A 15,790-nucleotide genomic window follows, 5' to 3' on the forward strand; every position below is an offset into this window, starting at 1 on the left:
TGTCGGCGGGCCGCGCCCCTGCATAGGGTATGGGGGTGACTCAGCCCGCAGCGCCTGCCTACCTCCGCTTTCCGCACCCGCACGGCGAGTTGGTCGCCTTCACCGCCGAGGACGACGTGTGGCTCGCCCCGCTCGACGGCGGCCGTGCCTGGCGGGTCAGCGCCGACAACGTACCGGTGAACCACCCGCGCATCTCGCCCGACGGCACCACGGTCGCCTGGACCTCCACCCGCGACGGCGCACCCGAGGTGCACGTCGCGCCCGTCGAAGGCGGCCCCGCCAAGCGCCTCACCCACTGGGGCAGCATCAGGACCCAGGTACGCGGCTGGACCCCCGACGGCCGCGTCCTCGCCCTGAGCACCTACGGCCAGGCCAGCCTGCGCCGCAGCTGGGCCCGCGCCGTCCCGCTCGACGGCGGACCGGCCGCCACCCTGCCGTACGGGCCCGTCGGTGACGTCGCCCAGGGCCCGCACACCGTGCTGCTGTCCGCGCCGATGGGCCGCGAGGCCGCCTGGTGGAAGCGCTACCGGGGCGGCACGGCCGGCAAGCTGTGGATCGACGCCGAGGACGACGGCGAGTTCGTGCGCCTGCACGACGGCCTCGACGGCAACATCGAGTACCCCTTCTGGGTCGGCGACCGCATCGCCTTCCTCTCCGACCACGAGGGCACCGGTGCCCTCTACTCCTCCCTCGCCGACGGCTCCGACCTGCGCCGGCACACACCACTCGACGGTTTCTACGCCCGGCACGCCGCGACCGACGGCACCCGCGTCGTCTACTCCTGTGCCGGTGAACTGTGGACGCTGGACGACCTCGACGGCGCCGAGCCCCGACGGCTCGACATCCGGCTCGGCGGCGCCCGGGTCGACCTCCAGTCCTACCCGGTCAACGCCGCCCGCTGGTTCGGTTCGGCCTCCCCCGACCACACCGGGCGGGGCAGCGCCGTCGCCGTACGCGGCGGCGTGCACTGGGTCACCCACCGCTCCGGACCCGCCCGCGCCCTCGCGGTCACCCCGGGCGTGCGCACCCGGCTGCCGCGCACCTTCCGCGCCGACGGCGAGGAGTGGGTGGTGTGGGTGACGGACGCCGAGGGCGACGACGCCCTGGAGTTCGCGCCCGCCACCGGGCTCGCCCCCGGCGCCACCGCACGGCGCCTGGCCGCCGGGCAGCTCGGCCGGGTGCTGCACCTCGCCGTGGCCCCCGACGGCAGCCGCGTCGCCGTCGCCTCGCACGACGGGCGGGTCCTGCTCGTCGAGCGGGAGAGCGGCGAGGTCCGCGAGGTCGACCGCAGCGAGGACGGCGACGCCTCAGGCCTGGTCTTCTCGCCCGACTCCTCCTGGCTCGCCTGGTCCCACCCCGGCCCGGAGCCGCTGCGCCAGCTCAAGCTCGCCAACACCACCGACCTGTCGGTGAGCGAGGCGACCCCGCTGCGCTTCAAGGACTACTCGCCCGCCTTCACCCTGGACGGCAAGCACCTCGCCTTCCTCTCCACCCGCTCCTTCGACCCGGTCTACGACGAGCACGTCTTCGACCTGGCCTTCGTCGAGGGCGCCCGGCCCTACCTGATCACCCTCGCCGCGACCACGCCCTCGCCCTTCGGCCCGCAGCGCCACGGCCGGCCCTTCGAGACCCCGGACCGCGAGGAGACCCCCGACAGCGAGGGCACCCCCACCACCCGCATCGACATCGAGGGCCTCGCCGACCGCATCGTGCCCTTCCCGGTCGAGGCCGCCCGCTACTCCCGGCTGCGCGCCGCCAAGGACGGCGTCCTGTGGCTGCGCCACCCGCTCACCGGCGTCCTCGGCGCCTCCCGCGCCAACCCCGAGGACCCCGACCCCAACACCGAGCTGGAGCGGTACGACCTCGCCCAGCAGCGCGTCGAGCACCTCGGCGGCGACGCCGACCACTTCGAGGTCAGCGGCGACGGCAAGCGGGTGCTGCTGTGGACCGACGGCCGGCTCAAGGTCGTCCCCAGCGACCGGCGGGCCTCCGGCGACGAGGACAGCGACACCAACATCAGTGTCGACCTGGGCCGGGTCCGGCAGACCGTCGAACCGGCCGCCGAGTGGCGGCAGATGTTCGACGAGACCGGCCGCATCATGCGCGACCACTACTGGCGGGCCGACATGAACGGCGTCGACTGGGACGGCGTCCTCGACCGCTACCGGCCCGTCCTGGACCGCGTCGCCACCCACGACGACCTGGTCGACCTCCTGTGGGAGGTGCACGGCGAACTGGGCACCTCGCACGCCTACGTCACCCCGCGCGGCGGCCACGGCTCCGGCGCCCGGCAGGGCCTGCTCGGCGCCGACCTCTCCCGCCACGAGGACGGCGCCTGGCGCATCGACCGTGTTCTGCCGTCCGAGACCTCCGACCCCGACGCCCGCTCCCCGCTCGCCGCACCCGGGGTCGCGGTGCGCGCCGGGGACGCGATCGTCGCGGTGGCGGGACAGGCCGTGGACCCCGTCACCGGTCCGGGCCCGCTGCTCGTCGGCACGGCCGGCAAGCCGGTCGAGCTGACCGTCTCCCCGTCCGGCGGCGGCGAGGTGCGGCACGCCGTCGTCGTCCCGCTCGCCGACGAGGAGCCGCTGCGCTACCACGCCTGGGTCGCCGACCGCCGCGCCTACGTGCACGAGAAGTCCGGCGGCCGGCTCGGCTACCTGCACGTCCCGGACATGCAGGCGCCGGGCTGGGCCCAGATCCACCGCGACCTGCGCGTCGAGGTGGCCCGGGAGGGCCTGGTCGTCGACGTCCGCGAGAACCGCGGCGGCCACACCTCCCAGCTGGTCGTGGAGAAGCTGGCCCGGCGCATCGTCGGCTGGGACCTGCCGCGCGGCATGCGGCCGACCAGTTACCCGCAGGACGCGCCCCGCGGGCCGGTCGTCGCGGTCGCCAACGAGTTCTCCGGCTCCGACGGCGACATCGTCAACGCCGCGATCAAGGCACTCGGCATCGGCCCGGTCGTCGGCGTCCGCACCTGGGGCGGCGTCATCGGCATCGACAGCCGCTACCGGCTGGTCGACGGCACGCTGATCACCCAGCCGAAGTACGCGTTCTGGCTGGAGGGCTACGGCTGGGGCGTGGAGAACCACGGCGTCGATCCGGACGTCGAGGTGCCGCAGCGCCCCCAGGACCACGCGGCGGGCCGCGATCCCCAGCTGGACGAGGCGATCACGCTGGCGCTGGCCGCACTGGAGGAGACTCCGGCGAAGACACCGCCGAGCCTGCCCTAGCCGTAGCCCTGGCTCTCGCCCTGGCCGCACCGGCCCGACCCGGTGAGCCCGCCGGATGGGGCCCGCCGGGTGGGGCCCGGCGGGTCGGGTCCGCCGGGTCAGGCGCGGCGGGCGGCCCAGACGGTGCGTTCGGTGCGTACGGCGAGATCCTCGCGGCGCAGCAGGCTGTCCGGGCCGTCCGGGTCCAGGAGCCCGTCGAGCGCGGCGAGGTCCTCGGCGTCGAGGGCGGGGGCGGCCACGTCGCGGATGCGCCGCAGGCTGCCGTGCGCGTAGCGGCCGACCGCCTCGCTGCGCGCGCCCTCGATGTCGACGGTGACGGTGCGCTCGTCCTCGACGGTGAAACCGGCGGCCGTCAGCATCGGCCCCCAGTCGGCGCCGCGGTGCGGAACATGCTCGGCGTGGAAGCTGTCCGTCGCGGCATGGGCGCGCTCCTCGAGGCCCGGCCGGCCCTCGGGGGCGTCGGCGGGCAGGAAACGGGGGAAGCCCGCGAGCTCGACGACGGCGAACAGGCCCCCTGGCGCGAGCAGTTCGCGGACGTGTCCGAGGGTGCGGCCGGGGTCGGACATGTGGTGCATCGAGGCCGAGGCCCACACCAGGTCCGGCCTGCCGAGGTCGGGCCAGTGGTCGCTGTCGAGGTCGGCCTGCACGGTCCGTACGCGCCCCTCGGCGCCGCGGGCGCACGCCTTCTCGCGCAGGAGCTGGAGGTGTCCGGCCGAGGTGTCGACGGCGGTGACGTGCGCGTCGGGGAAGCGGTCGAGAAGCGCGAAGGTGCCCGCGCCGGTGCCGCAGCCCAGATCCACGATCCGGCGGGGCTCGCTCTTCAGCGGCAGCCAGGCGGTGATGGACGCGATGTGCTCGGAGAGCACCTCGGCGTCCAGATCGAGGATCTCCGCCTGGCCGGTGTCACCGTGCTCGTGGTGATGGGGGCTGCCGTGGCCGTGCTCGGGGCGGCGTACGTCGTCGGCGTGGTGGGGGGTGTGCTGGTGCGCTCGGGTCATGGCGCCACCGTAAGCAGGTCATGCGCGAAACGCGTGGCCGCTTGCGTGAAAGGCAAGAAGGTCGCGTGGTGCGCTGCCCGCCACGCAACTCACCGGCCGGATCCGGGGCCCCGCCCGGCCGTGGTCCCCGAGGTGAAGGGGCTCCCCGTGCCCTCGCAGTCGGCTTCGGTGCCGTCGGCGCCGGCGTCCTTCTGGTGGCCGCGGCGGGCGTCGCGGTCGAAGATCCCCAGGATCTCGCACGGTCCGCCCTCGGCGCCGATGGCGTGCGGCAGCATGGTGGGGAACTCCGCGGCCTGGTTGGTCTCGACGCGAAAGCGCCGGTGACCGAGCATGAGGACGGCGGTGCCGGACAGTACGACGAGCCATTCGCGGCCGGGGTGGGCGCGCATGCGGGCCGGATTGTCGGGCGGCGGGCCGGTCATCCGCTGACGCATCACGCTCATGCCGGGGTCGCCCTTCACGGGCCAGCGCATCAGGCCGTGGGCGGCGTCGATCATCGGGCTGACGACGACGTCGTCGGCGGCGTTCTCCACGAGCTGGTCCAGCGTGGTGTCCAGGGCGCGGGCGAGGGTGACCAGCTGATCCAGGGCGAGGCGCCGCCGGCCGTTCTCGATGCGGCTCAGTGAGGACTGGCTGAGGTTGGCCCGGCCGGCCAGTTCCTCCAGCGACCAGCCCTGCGCCACCCGCAGCGCGCGGATCCGTTTGCGCACGAGGCTGTCCAGCTCACCGTCTTCTTGTTCTTGCGTCATGGGCAATACCGTATGCCGTTGATGCATGGCGGGTTCGGGGTCGAATCCGGATGTCGAGGTGCCCCGAGACCTCCGTGCGCGCGGAGCACGACGGATACGATGCCCCCAGAAGATCACCGGCGTGAGGAGCACCCCATGGCAGGGGAACCCCAGGACGACTGCCTGTTCTGCAAGATCGTCGCAGGGCAGATTCCCGCGACGATCGTCCGCGAGACGGACACGACCGTCGCGTTCCGGGACATCAACCCCCAGGCCCCCACCCATGTCCTGGTGATCCCCAAGGCCCACCACAAGGACGGCGCCGCGCTCGCCGCCGACGCCCCGCAGCTCGCCGCCGACGTCCTGCGCGAGACCCAGGCCGTCGCCGACGCCGAGCAACTGGACAGCTACCGCACCGTCTTCAACACCGGCACCGGCGCCGGGCAGACCGTGTGGCACGCGCACGCCCACGTGCTCGGCGGCCGCGGCCTCGAATGGCCCCCCGGATAACCGGACCGGACCCGAGACCCGACCAGACCGGATCACCCACGATGTCCGTACGCGAACTCGTCGTCCTCGGCACCGCGAGCCAGGTCCCGACCCGGCACCGCAACCACAACGGCTACCTGCTGCGCTGGGACGGCGAGGGCATCCTGTTCGACCCCGGCGAGGGCACCCAGCGCCAGATGCTGCGCGCCGGGGTCGCCGCCCACGACCTGAACCGGATCTGCGTCACGCACTTCCACGGCGACCACAGCCTCGGTCTCGCCGGCGTGATCCAGCGCATCAACCTCGACCGGGTCCCGCACGAGATCACCGCCCACTACCCGCGCTCCGGGCAGCGGTTCTTCGAGCGCCTGCGGTACGCCACCGCCTACCGCGAGACCGTCGCCCTCACCGAGGCCCCCGTCGCCGCGGACGGCCCCCTCGCCGTCACCCCCGCCTACACGCTGGACGCCCGCAAGCTGTCCCACCCCGTCGAGTCCTACGGCTACCGGCTCACCGAGCCCGACGGCCGCCGCATGCTGCCCGACCGCCTCGCCGCGCACGGCATCAAGGGCCCCGACGTGGGCCGCATCCAGCGCGACGGCTCGCTGAACGGCGTCGCGCTCGACGAGGTCAGCGAGGTCCGCCGCGGCCAGCGGTTCGCGTTCGTCATGGACACCCGGCTGTGCGAGGGCGTGCACGCGCTCGCCGAGGGCGCGGACCTGCTCGTCATCGAGTCCACCTTCCTCGACGCGGACGAGGCCCTCGCCACCGACCACGGCCACCTCACCGCCGGACAGGCCGCCCGGGCCGCCCGGGACGGGGGCGTGCGGCATCTGGTCCTGACCCACTTCAGCCAGCGCTACTCCGACCCCGAGGAGTTCGAACGGCAGGCACGCGCGGCCGGCTACGCGGGCGAGCTGACCGTGGCCCGCGACCTCACCCGCGTACCGGTTCCGAAACGCCGGTAGAACGGTCGTACGATGCTCTGATGCCCCTGCCCAAAGCTGAACTGCACCTCCATATCGAAGGCACCCTGGAACCCGAGCTGGCCTTCGCGCTGGCCGCCCGCAACGGCGTGTCCCTGCCCTACGCGGACGAGGACGCGCTGCGCGAGGCGTACCGCTTCGCGGACCTCCAGTCCTTCCTGAACCTGTACTACGAACTGATGGCCGTCCTGCGCACCGAGCGGGACTTCGAGGATCTCGCCAACGCCTACCTCGCCCGCGCCGCGGCCCAGGGCGTCCGGCACGCCGAGATCTTCTTCGACCCGCAGGCCCACCTGGCCCGGGGCGTGGAGATGGGCACGGTCGTGGAGGGGCTGTGGCGGGCGCTGGGCGCCGGCCGCGAGAACCACGGCGTCTCCACCCGGCTGATCCTCTGCTTCCTGCGCGACGAGTCCGCCGAGTCGGCGATGGCGACGCTGGACGCCGCCAAGCCGTACCTCGACCGCATCACCGGTGTCGGCCTGGACTCCGCCGAGGTCGGCCACCCGCCGGTCAAGTTCCGCGAGGTGTACGAGACCGCCGCCGCCCTCGGCCTGCGCCGGGTCGCGCACGCGGGCGAGGAGGGGCCGCCCGAGTACGTCGTCGAGGCCCTCGACGTCCTCGGCGTCGAGCGGATCGACCACGGGCTGCGCTCGGTGGAGGACCCGGCGCTGGTCGAGCGGCTGGTGCGCGAGCGCGTCCCGCTCACCCTGTGCCCGCTGTCCAACGTGCGGCTGCGCACGGTCGACACCCTCGCCGACCACCCGCTGCCCGCGATGCTCGACGCGGGCCTCATGTGCACGGTGAACTCCGACGACCCGGCCTACTTCGGCGGCTACGCGGGCGACAACTTCGACGCCGTGCGCGAGGCCCTCGGCCTGACCGACGAGCGGCTGCGGGAGCTGGCCCGCAACTCGTTCCTCGCCTCCTTCCTGGAGGACGACGAGGAGCTGCGGGCGCGGTACCTCGCGGACGTCGAGGCGTACGAGTTCCCCGCCGCGTAGTAGCGGTTCCCGCGCGCGGGCCTCAGCCCGTCCCGGACCCCGGTGTGGCCGCGGCCTGCCGGGGTCCCGCCGTGTCGTAGGCGTCCTGGACGGCCACCGCCGGGGCCTCCACGTCGATCTCCACGACCGGCTGCTCCACGGCGCCGACCTCCGGCACCGCACCGCTCGGCGTGCCCGTCGCCGCGGCGACCAGCGCGGCCGGGGTGCCACCGCGGCGGCGGATCGCGCCGGGCAGCAGCGGGCGCCCGCCGGTGTGCAGGGCCACGGCGGTCATCGGCGCGGCGAGCAGCAGCAGCCCGGCGCCGAGCACCAGGCCCATGACGGGGTAGCCGGCCTGCGCCGACAGCACACTGCCGGTCAGCGGTCCGGCCGACGTGCCCAGCGAGGACGCCGAGCCGACGAGCACCGCCCACCGGCCGCGCGCATCGAGCGAGGCGGCGAGGCCGATCAGGTACGACAGGACGACCGGGTAGACGGTGTTCCAGGCGATCTCGCCGGTCGCGAAGGCCGCCGGGGTGGTCGCGGCCGCGCTCACCGCGATGCAGCCCGCGATGAGCACCGTGCCGGCGCCGACGGGCATCGCCCGCCCCAGCCGCGGCCCGAGCGCACCCGCCACCAGCACGCCCACCAGGCCCGCGCCCAGCGCGACGGCGAAGACGGCCCCGAGGGCGGCGTCGCCCAGGCCGGCCTGCGTCAGCCCGATCCGGCCGCTGACGCCCCACAGGGAGTTCTGCGCCAGCGACCAGCACAGCACCGTGGCGGCGAGGACCAGTCCCGAACGGCGGTGGGGGAGCGGGGTGGTGGTGTCGTCCGGGCCGGTGCGGCCGTCGGGGCCGTCGGCGCCGTGCCCGGCCCGGGTGCCGGCCGTACCGCCCGGCAGACGGCCGGTCAGCGGCCACACCGCCAGCGCGGTCAGGGCGATGGCGGCCAGCGGCAGCCCGTGCGCCCGGCCGAGGTGGGGCACCGTCAGGTACACCGCACCGGCCAGCGCGGACACGCTCAGCAGGCCCGCCGTGGAGGCCCGGTGAGGATCCCTCTCGGCGGCGATCCGGGCGGCGGCGACCGTCATCGCGGTCCCCGAGCCGAAGCCGCCCACGACCGCGCCGGCGACGACGGCCGGGACGGCGGTGGTGAGCGCGGCGGCGCCGTAGCCGAGGACGGCCAGTGCGAGCCCGAAGCGGGCCGGCGTCCGGGCACCCAGGCGCTGGACCCGGGAGGCCAGCAGGAAGCCCGCGGTCGCCGAACTCAGCAGCAGCGCGCTGCCGACGGCGCCCGCCTGTGTCGTGGACAGCGGAAGGCTGGTGTCGAGTCTGCCGACGGTGGTGGGCAGCAGATAGGGAGGCAGGTACCCGGCCGTGAAAAGGGCGACGAGGGGCCAGGGAATGGAGCGGGGGGCGAACACGGGCGTTCCCAGGGCATGCGAAAGGGACGGTAGGAAGGGAGGGGGGCGACGACCCGTCGACCGAGAGGGGCGCGCGGGCAATTTGTATCAAGCGCGGGGTGGCGCGAAACAGGCGACCCGGTGTGATCTGGGTCACATAGCTGTTTGCGGGTTTCAGGACTGGGTAGCAGCGGGCGCTTGCGTCGGCGGGCCGGGTCGGTCCCGGCCGCGACCGGCCCGCGGATTCCTGTTGCGCGTGGTCGACGCATTGACGCCGCGCATTCACTTACCTAGCCTTCATTCGCATACATGGACGAAGGAAGGGTGCCCCTGTGACCGCCGACCTCACCGTCACGGCCGTTCACCTCACGCCGATCCTCGTCGCGGACCCGCCGCTGCTCAACACCCAGGGCGTGCACCAGCCGTACACCCCCCGGCTGATCGTCGAGGTCGAGACCGCCGACGGGATCCGGGGCGTCGGCGAGACCTACGGCGACACCAAGTACCTGGAACTCGCCCGCCCGTTCGCCGACCGGCTGGTGGGCCGCCGGGTCAGCGATCTGAACGGCCTGTTCGCCCTCGCCGACGAGGTCGCCGTCGACTCCTCCCGGGTCTCCGGACAGGTCGACGTCGGCGGGCTGCGCGGTGTCCAGACCGCCGACAAGCTGCGCCTGTCCGTCCTCTCCGGCTTCGAGGTCGCCTGCCTCGACGCCCTCGGCAAGGCGCTCGGTCTGCCCGTGCACACGCTGTTCGGCGGCAAGGTCCGCGACGCCGTCGAGTACAGCGCGTACCTCTTCTACAAGTGGGGCGGCCACCCCGAGGGCGTGGCGGCCGAGAAGGACGACTGGGGCGCCGCCCTCGACCCGGCCGGTGTCGTCGAGCAGGCCCGCGCCTTCACCGAGCGGTACGGCTTCACCTCCTTCAAGCTCAAGGGCGGCGTCTTCCCGCCCGAGGAGGAGATCGCCGCCGTCAAGGCCCTCGCCGCCGCCTTCCCCGGACACCCGCTGCGCCTGGACCCCAACGGCGCCTGGTCCGTGGAGACCTCGCTGAAGGTCGCCGGGGAACTCGGGGACCTCCTGGAGTACCTGGAGGACCCCGCGCTCGGCACCCCGGCGATGGCCGAGGTCGCCGCGCGGACCGGGGTGCCGCTCGCGACCAACATGTGCGTGACGACGTTCGCGGAGATACCGGAGGCGTTCGCCAAGGGCGCCGTGCAGGTCGTGCTCTCCGACCACCACTACTGGGGCGGGCTGCACCACACCCGGCAACTCGCCGCCGTCTGCCGCACCTTCGGCGTCGGTGTGTCCATGCACTCCAACACCCACCTCGGCATCAGTCTCGCCGCCATGACGCACGTGGCGGCCACCGTCCCGAACCTCCACCACGCCTGCGACTCCCACTACCCGTGGCAGTCCGAGGACGTGCTGACCGAACGCCTCACCTTCGACGGCGGCCGCGTCACCGTCTCCGACGCCCCCGGCCTCGGCGTGGAACTCGACCGCGACCGGCTGGCGTTCCTCCACCGCCGCTGGCTCGACGACGACGGCACGCTCCGCGACCGCGACGACGCGGCCGCGATGCGGGTCGCCGACCCCGCGTGGGTCACCCCGTCCGTGCCGCGTTGGTGACGGGCGGTCCCGCTTCCTGCGCCGGGTTGTCGGTGGGGTGGTGCACACTGGCCTGATCCGCACCATGCCAGGGAGCGCACCGTGACAGCCTCCACCGTGTCCACAGTGTCCACCGAGCCGTCCACCGAGTCCTTGCCCACCGCGTCCGTGCCTGCCACGCCCGCCCCGACGGCGTTCGCCATGCCCGCCATGCCCGTAGTGCCGGCCGACGAGCGGACGACACACCGCCACGCCCAGGGCGAGGGAGCGCACCGGCGGCCCGAGGTCGATCCCCTCGCCGCCCTGCGCGCCCCGCAGGACCCGCCCTGGGACGTGTACCTGACGGGCACCGTCTTCCTCGACGTCGTCTTCACCGGACTCGACTCCGCCCCGGTGCGCGGCACCGAGTCCTGGGCCCGCGGGATGGGGTCGAGCCCGGGCGGCATCGCCAACATGGCGACCGCGCTGGCCCGCCTCGGCCTGCGCACCTCGCTGGCCGCCGCCTTCGGCGACGACCACTACGGCGACTACTGCTGGGACGCGCTAGCCCAGGGCGAGGGCATCGACCTCTCCCCGTCCCGCACCGTGCCCGGCTGGCACTCGCCGGTGACCGTCTCGATGGCGTACGAGGGGGAGCGCACGATGGTCTCCCACGGTCACGAGCCGCCGCCGGAGGAACCGTCCCCCGACTGCCCGCCCCGCGCCCGTGCCGCCGTCGCCTCCCTCACGCCCGGCGTCCGCGCCCCCTGGATCGCCCAGGCCGCCGCCCGCGGCACCCGCGTCTTCGCCGACGTCGGCTGGGACGACACCGGCGCCTGGGACCTGGCCGCGCTGCCCGACCTCGCGCACTGCGAGGCGTTTCTGCCGAACGCGGAGGAGGCCATGCGCTACACCGGCGCCACCTGCCCGCGCGCCGCCGCACACGCCCTGACCGAGCACGTGCCGCTCGCGGTGGTCACCCTCGGCGCGGACGGCGCCTACGCGGTGGACCGGCGCACGGGGGAGAGCGCCGAGGTCCCGGCGATCGAGGTGGAGGCCCTGGACCCGACCGGCGCGGGGGACGTCTTCGTGGCCGGTTTCGTCACCGGCACCCTGGCCGGCTGGCCGCTGGCCGACCGCCTGGCCTTCGCGGGCCTGACCGCGGCCCTGTCCGTCCAGGAGTTCGGCGGCTCCCTGGCGGCCCCCGGCTGGTGCGAGATCGCCACCTGGTGGCGCAAGGTCCGGTCGCTCCAGGACCCGGCGGCCCTCAGCCGCTACGCCTTCCTGGCCGGCCTGGTCCCCGACACCCCACCCGGCTCCTGGCCCCTGCGCCGCGCGGTCCCGACCATCGGCTTCCGCCGCCCGACGGGCTGACCTGACCGCCAGACTGTCCCAGTGCCAAGGTCGGTGGCTCAACAAACGCCCTTGGCGGTGCGGCCCAGCACGGCGTCGGAAGCCGACCGAACTTGGTCTGTCCCGAAGAAGATCTCCACCGTCTACGACGAGCTGGGCTGGCTCGGCAAGGCGTACGCCTCCCCGCGCTTCACCGGTAGCGGCGACTGCATTGCCTCCGTCGTGCAGTCGATGGAGAACTTCTACCGCCCGTTGAAGACCGCCTACTCGATCCCGAAGTCCGAGGGCGTCCTCGGCGTCTACACCTTCACCACCACCTACAACCGCGACGGCACCGTCCGCGGCGTGGGCATGCCGGCGGCCTGTCCTCGGAGGCCATCGACCTTGGCCACGACGAGTTGCAGCGCCCAGCAGCTCGAACTGTCGACGGGCACCGGCAAGAAGGTATGGGAAACCTTCTCCTACGAGAAGGGCACCAGGCGAAACGCGAAGTACCAGCCCGGCTGCACGCTGCCCCTCCCACTCGGGTCCGACCCTGCCGAATGAAGCCGGACCTGCGCCGCCTCGGCAGGTTGCCGCTGGTTTTGCGGGCGGCGTCGTGGCATCAAGACGAAGGGGGAGTACAGGGTGCGCGACGCTGGAGTGCCTGCGGTCGTGGCGACGGCACAGGACCTGGACTGCGAAGTCGCGCTCTCACACCCGGTGCCATATAACATCGGCGCTATGGACGGCGGGCGCTACTGGATCGAGATCGAGCCGGAGGTGCGGCTGTGGCTGGAGAACATTCCCGCCCATCACTACAAGCAGGCCGAACGCGTCGCCGACCTGCTCGCCGAGCAGCCCACCACGCTCGACGAACCGCACTCCCGCCACCTGGGCGGCAAGCTCCGCGAGCTGCGCTTCCGCCTGGGCGATGCCCATCAGCGGATCACCTACTGGCTGGCGCCCGGCCGACGTGTCGTGCTGCTCACGGTGTTCCGCAAGACCAAGATGCGCGAGCAGGCCGAAGTGGACCGGGCCCACGCCGCACAGCGATTGTGCGAGGCAGAGCATGAAGCCGCCGCCGAGCACGACCTCTACGGCCGCAACCTCAAGGAGAACCGATGAACCACAGCGAATGGAGGACCCGTCGCCACCGTCAGATGCTGGGCGAACACCTGGACGCCGACCCTGAGTACGACCGGGTCTACGAAGAGGCCGGCCTCGCCATGACGTTGGGCAAGGCCATCTACGACCGGCGTAAGCAGCTGGGCCTGAGCGAGGCCGACCTCGCCGAGCGCATGCACGTCGGCGTCGAGGACATTGAAGGCATCGAGACGGCCACCGAGCTGCCACCCATCGCGGTCATCATGCGCCTGGCCCGCGCATTGGACCTCACGGTGGACGTGCACCTCGCCGGCGGAGACGAGCCCACCGTCACCATCGTCGCCCCAGCGGCCTGAGGCGGGGAGGAACCATGCAGGACCCGCCTTCCGCGCTCGCCCGTGAGCTCGGGCAACTCGTCCACGACCGGCGCATCGAGCTCGGGCTGTCCCAGGCCGAGCTGGCCGAGCGGTGCGGGATGAAGCAGCCGCAGATCTCCCGCTTCGAAGGCGGCGGGTCCGTGCCCACCCTTCCCCTCCTGCGCCGCCTCGCTCAGGCTCTCGGTGCCGACCTGACCATCAGCCTCACCCCACACGTCGGGCGTGGATAGTGGTGGTCTCCTTCGAAGGTGCGTATTCGTACTGCTGGATCTGCATGAGAAGGCAGACTGAGGTCGTCTCGTAACTGTCACAGGCAAGGATTAAGAAGGCGTGGTAGCGAGTGGCCTTTTGGTTGCGTTCCTCGCGAAAATCGAACACGGATGCCTGATCTTGCGGGACGCAAGAAGTGACGACGACGTCAGTGACTGGGACCCCAGGTCCAGTAGCTGGTATCGCGGGGGTGGTTCACTCATCTTCAGCGTTCAGGCCGGTGTCGATGGTCCGGTCGAATGTGAGGTGTGGCAGTCGGCTCCCCCAAGGACGCTTCCAGCGAGTCTGCTCGAGACGTCGTTGCTGTGTTCGTCCGGAAGGCTCGTATTGCATGACGCAAACGACTATGTCCGCATGCAATTCATGGGGTTCCGTGGCTCCGTGAAATGCTCTGTAATGGTGGATGATCCGCAGTTCCCGTCAAAGGTCCAGATTTTGCTGAGTGCAGACGGTAAGTAGCTTCTTGGTGGTTGCGAGAACGAAGCGAGGTTCTTCTCGGGGAACTCGCCTGTTTCTCGTATGCGGTGTGACATGTCGCCCGGCTGGGTTCAACGGTCCATAAAATGCGTCCGCGACGGTAGATGTACGCCTGGTTGGCGCGGGGACGTTGTCGGTGGACGAGGGCATACTGCGCGCATGACTGCCTCTTCAACTACCGCAGACGGTGCCTTCAGCCCCTCCCCTGCCTGGGTGCAGTCGGTGGGTGGCCCTCTCATCGTCGTCCCCGTCTCCGCCCTGGCCTCCTGGGGCGGGTGTACGGAGACTGGTCTGATGGCCGGAGAGGCCACCGCCCCTGATGACTACGACCGGGCCTGTGCGGTGGACGATCTGGCCGGTGTGATTCCCATCGACGAGAAGGGTACGCAGGCACTGGTACTGGCGGACGAGCCAGCGAGCAGCTGCTACCTGCCCCAGTATCGGGTGTTCCTGCGGTGGTGCGCCGCCGAAGCCGAGGTCGGACTGAGAGCCGCGGCAGATGTGGTCCTGGCCGACCCGGCCACGGTGTGGGAGGAGTGTGGCGTCTGGGTCTCGGACAATCCGGCGGTACTCATGGACTCCGCCGAAGCGGGTCCTGACCTGGGCATTGAGTATCCCGGCGGCGAGATGCCCGCCGAGGCATCGGTGCCACTGCCCGCAGGCCGCTGGAGGGTCCGCGCTACGCAGACCAAGGCGGACGAGGACAACCGGGTCGGCCTCGTCCAGCTTTTGACCGCCGAATCCTGCACGAGCTCATAGGCTTGTAGACCTGCCGGGCGCACGGCCGGTGAGTGGCCGCCGTGCACGCCGCGCTCGGCCGGTGGGTTGGGAAGCTCCGGTCAGAACCCGAGCCGCCGCAGCTGCTTCGGGTCGCGCTGCCAGTCCTTGGCCACCTTCACATGCAGGTCCAGGAAGACCGGCGTGCCGAGGAGCGCCTCGATCTGGGTGCGGGACTTGATGCCGACGTCCTTCAGGCGCTTGCCCTTGGGACCGATGATGATGCCCTTCTGGCTGGGGCGCTCGATGTAGACGTTGGCGTGGATGTCGAGCAGGGGCTTGTCGGCGGGGCGGTCCTCGCGCGGGAGCATCTCCTCGACGACCACCGCGATGGAGTGCGGCAGCTCGTCCCGTACGCCCTCCAGCGCGGCCTCGCGGATCAGCTCCGCGACCATGACCTGCTCCGGCTCGTCGGTCAGGTCGCCCTCGGGGTAGAGCGCGGGGCCCTCGGGCAGCAGCGGGGTGAGGAGGTCGGCGAGCAGGCCCACCTGCTGGTTCGCCGTGGCGGACACCGGCACGATCTCCGCCCAGGTGATCCCCAGCTCCTTGCCAAGCTGGTCGACGGCGATCAGCTGCTCGGCCAGGGCCTTGGAGTCCACCAGGTCGGTCTTGGTGACGATCGCGACCTTCGGGGTCTTCCTGATCCCCGCCAGCTCCTTCGCGATGAAGCGGTCACCGGGGCCCAGCTTCTCGTTCGCCGGCAGACAGAAGCCGATGACGTCCACCTCGGCCCACGTCGTGCGCACCACGTCGTTGAGCCGCTCGCCCAGCAGCGTGCGCGGCTTGTGCAGCCCCGGGGTGTCCACCAGGATCAGCTGGGCGTCCTCGCGGTGCACGATGCCCCGCACGGTGTGCCGGGTGGTCTGCGGGCGGTTGGACGTGATCGCCACCTTCTGCCCGACCAGAGCGTTCGTGAGGGTGGACTTGCCCGCGTTGGGGCGGCCCACGAAGCAGGCGAAGCCGGCCCGGTGAACAGCCTCGGCCGGTTCTTCGGATGACTGGGTACGAACGCTCATGGCGCCCATTGTCCCTGATCCCCGAAGCCCCG

General features: G+C 72.4%; 14 protein-coding genes and 1 pseudogene. 11 read left to right on the forward strand and 4 right to left on the reverse strand.

From position 1 onward, the window contains the following. Positions 1–29: 29 nt before the first annotated feature. Positions 30–3,233 (forward strand): S41 family peptidase, encoded by a 3,204-nt coding sequence (locus OHA99_RS25130; protein ID WP_153179918.1) that lies wholly within the window; start codon positions 30–32, stop codon positions 3,231–3,233. Positions 3,234–3,331: 98 nt separating this feature from the next. Here OHA99_RS25130 and OHA99_RS25135 read toward each other — a convergent pair whose 3' ends face one another. Together OHA99_RS25135 and OHA99_RS25140 are read right to left on the reverse strand one after the other, a co-directional pair. Continuing rightward, on the reverse strand, positions 3,332–4,231 hold the full coding sequence (locus OHA99_RS25135) for a class I SAM-dependent methyltransferase (RefSeq protein ID WP_405697959.1): 900 nt from the start codon (positions 4,229–4,231) through the stop codon (positions 3,332–3,334). A gap of 89 nt (positions 4,232–4,320) precedes the next feature. Further along, positions 4,321–4,980, reverse strand: a complete 660-nt coding sequence (locus OHA99_RS25140) for an XRE family transcriptional regulator (RefSeq protein ID WP_228126215.1) — start codon at positions 4,978–4,980, stop codon at positions 4,321–4,323. Between the two features lie 135 nt (positions 4,981–5,115). Between OHA99_RS25140 and OHA99_RS25145 the strand changes: the two genes are divergently transcribed. The 3 genes from OHA99_RS25145 to OHA99_RS25155 are packed head-to-tail and all read left to right on the forward strand — an operon-like array spanning position 5,116 to position 7,435. Continuing rightward, a complete protein-coding gene (locus OHA99_RS25145) occupies positions 5,116–5,469 on the forward strand; it encodes a histidine triad nucleotide-binding protein (protein ID WP_153179921.1) in 354 nt (117 codons plus the stop codon). A gap of 41 nt (positions 5,470–5,510) precedes the next feature. After that, complete coding sequence (locus OHA99_RS25150; protein ID WP_153179922.1) at positions 5,511–6,416, forward strand: ribonuclease Z; 906 nt, start codon at positions 5,511–5,513, stop codon at positions 6,414–6,416. Between the two features lie 20 nt (positions 6,417–6,436). Next, positions 6,437–7,435, forward strand: a complete 999-nt coding sequence (locus tag OHA99_RS25155; RefSeq protein ID WP_165686052.1) for an adenosine deaminase — start codon at positions 6,437–6,439, stop codon at positions 7,433–7,435. 22 nt (positions 7,436–7,457) lie between these two features. Here the strand turns inward: OHA99_RS25155 and OHA99_RS25160 are convergent, their stop codons facing one another. Beyond that, entirely contained in the window at positions 7,458–8,837 is a 1,380-nt protein-coding gene (locus tag OHA99_RS25160) for an MFS transporter (RefSeq protein WP_405697962.1), read from the reverse strand. 311 nt (positions 8,838–9,148) lie between these two features. On the opposite strand from OHA99_RS25160, the gene OHA99_RS25165 reads away from it, so the two are divergent. From OHA99_RS25165 to OHA99_RS25195, 7 genes and pseudogenes are all read left to right on the forward strand, one after another. Continuing rightward, positions 9,149–10,444: a glucarate dehydratase family protein gene (locus OHA99_RS25165; protein ID WP_405697963.1), complete on the forward strand. Its 1,296-nt coding sequence runs from the start codon at positions 9,149–9,151 to the stop codon at positions 10,442–10,444. A 180-nt stretch (positions 10,445–10,624) separates the two neighbouring features. After that, positions 10,625–11,776: a carbohydrate kinase family protein gene (locus tag OHA99_RS25170; RefSeq protein ID WP_405699000.1), complete on the forward strand. Its 1,152-nt coding sequence runs from the start codon at positions 10,625–10,627 to the stop codon at positions 11,774–11,776. Positions 11,777–11,833: 57 nt separating this feature from the next. After that, positions 11,834–12,301 (forward strand): hypothetical protein, encoded by a 468-nt coding sequence (locus OHA99_RS25175; RefSeq protein ID WP_153179926.1) that lies wholly within the window; start codon positions 11,834–11,836, stop codon positions 12,299–12,301. Between the two features lie 177 nt (positions 12,302–12,478). Beyond that, positions 12,479–12,862, forward strand: coding sequence for a type II toxin-antitoxin system RelE/ParE family toxin (locus tag OHA99_RS25180; protein ID WP_153181986.1), 384 nt, complete (start codon positions 12,479–12,481; stop codon positions 12,860–12,862). Further along, entirely contained in the window at positions 12,859–13,197 is a 339-nt protein-coding gene (locus OHA99_RS25185; protein ID WP_228126216.1) for a helix-turn-helix domain-containing protein, read from the forward strand. Before OHA99_RS25180 ends, OHA99_RS25185 begins: the two co-directional genes overlap by 4 nt. Positions 13,198–13,232: 35 nt before the next feature. Then, positions 13,233–13,448 (forward strand): annotated as a pseudogene (locus OHA99_RS25190) (helix-turn-helix domain-containing protein); the annotation flags it as partial. Positions 13,449–14,124: 676 nt separating this feature from the next. Further along, on the forward strand, positions 14,125–14,724 hold the full coding sequence (locus OHA99_RS25195; RefSeq protein WP_405697966.1) for an Imm21 family immunity protein: 600 nt from the start codon (positions 14,125–14,127) through the stop codon (positions 14,722–14,724). An 80-nt stretch (positions 14,725–14,804) separates the two neighbouring features. On the opposite strand, the gene era is transcribed toward OHA99_RS25195, so the two are convergent. Next, on the reverse strand, positions 14,805–15,758 hold the full coding sequence (gene era / locus OHA99_RS25200; RefSeq protein WP_153179929.1) for a GTPase Era: 954 nt from the start codon (positions 15,756–15,758) through the stop codon (positions 14,805–14,807). Positions 15,759–15,790: the final 32 nt, after the last annotated feature.

The sequence above is a fragment of the Streptomyces coelicoflavus genome, from assembly GCF_045041415.1.
GTDB classification, from domain to species: domain Bacteria; phylum Actinomycetota; class Actinomycetes; order Streptomycetales; family Streptomycetaceae; genus Streptomyces; species Streptomyces coelicoflavus.

Bases quoted from the DNA above. Each gene is read 5' to 3' on its own strand.
- OHA99_RS25130 (WP_153179918.1), top strand. From the start codon at position 30: ATGGGGGTGACTCAGCCCGCAGCGCCTGCCTACCTCCGCTTTCCGCAC.
- OHA99_RS25135 (WP_405697959.1), bottom strand. From the start codon at position 4,231: ATGACCCGAGCGCACCAGCACACCCCCCACCACGCCGACGACGTACGC.
- OHA99_RS25140 (WP_228126215.1), bottom strand. From the start codon at position 4,980: ATGACGCAAGAACAAGAAGACGGTGAGCTGGACAGCCTCGTGCGCAAA.
- OHA99_RS25145 (WP_153179921.1), top strand. From the start codon at position 5,116: ATGGCAGGGGAACCCCAGGACGACTGCCTGTTCTGCAAGATCGTCGCA.
- OHA99_RS25150 (WP_153179922.1), top strand. From the start codon at position 5,511: ATGTCCGTACGCGAACTCGTCGTCCTCGGCACCGCGAGCCAGGTCCCG.
- OHA99_RS25155 (WP_165686052.1), top strand. From the start codon at position 6,437: ATGCCCCTGCCCAAAGCTGAACTGCACCTCCATATCGAAGGCACCCTG.
- OHA99_RS25170 (WP_405699000.1), top strand. From the start codon at position 10,625: ATGCCCGCCATGCCCGTAGTGCCGGCCGACGAGCGGACGACACACCGC.
- OHA99_RS25180 (WP_153181986.1), top strand. From the start codon at position 12,479: ATGGACGGCGGGCGCTACTGGATCGAGATCGAGCCGGAGGTGCGGCTG.
- OHA99_RS25185 (WP_228126216.1), top strand. From the start codon at position 12,859: ATGAACCACAGCGAATGGAGGACCCGTCGCCACCGTCAGATGCTGGGC.
- OHA99_RS25195 (WP_405697966.1), top strand. From the start codon at position 14,125: ATGACTGCCTCTTCAACTACCGCAGACGGTGCCTTCAGCCCCTCCCCT.
- era (WP_153179929.1), bottom strand. From the start codon at position 15,758: ATGAGCGTTCGTACCCAGTCATCCGAAGAACCGGCCGAGGCTGTTCAC.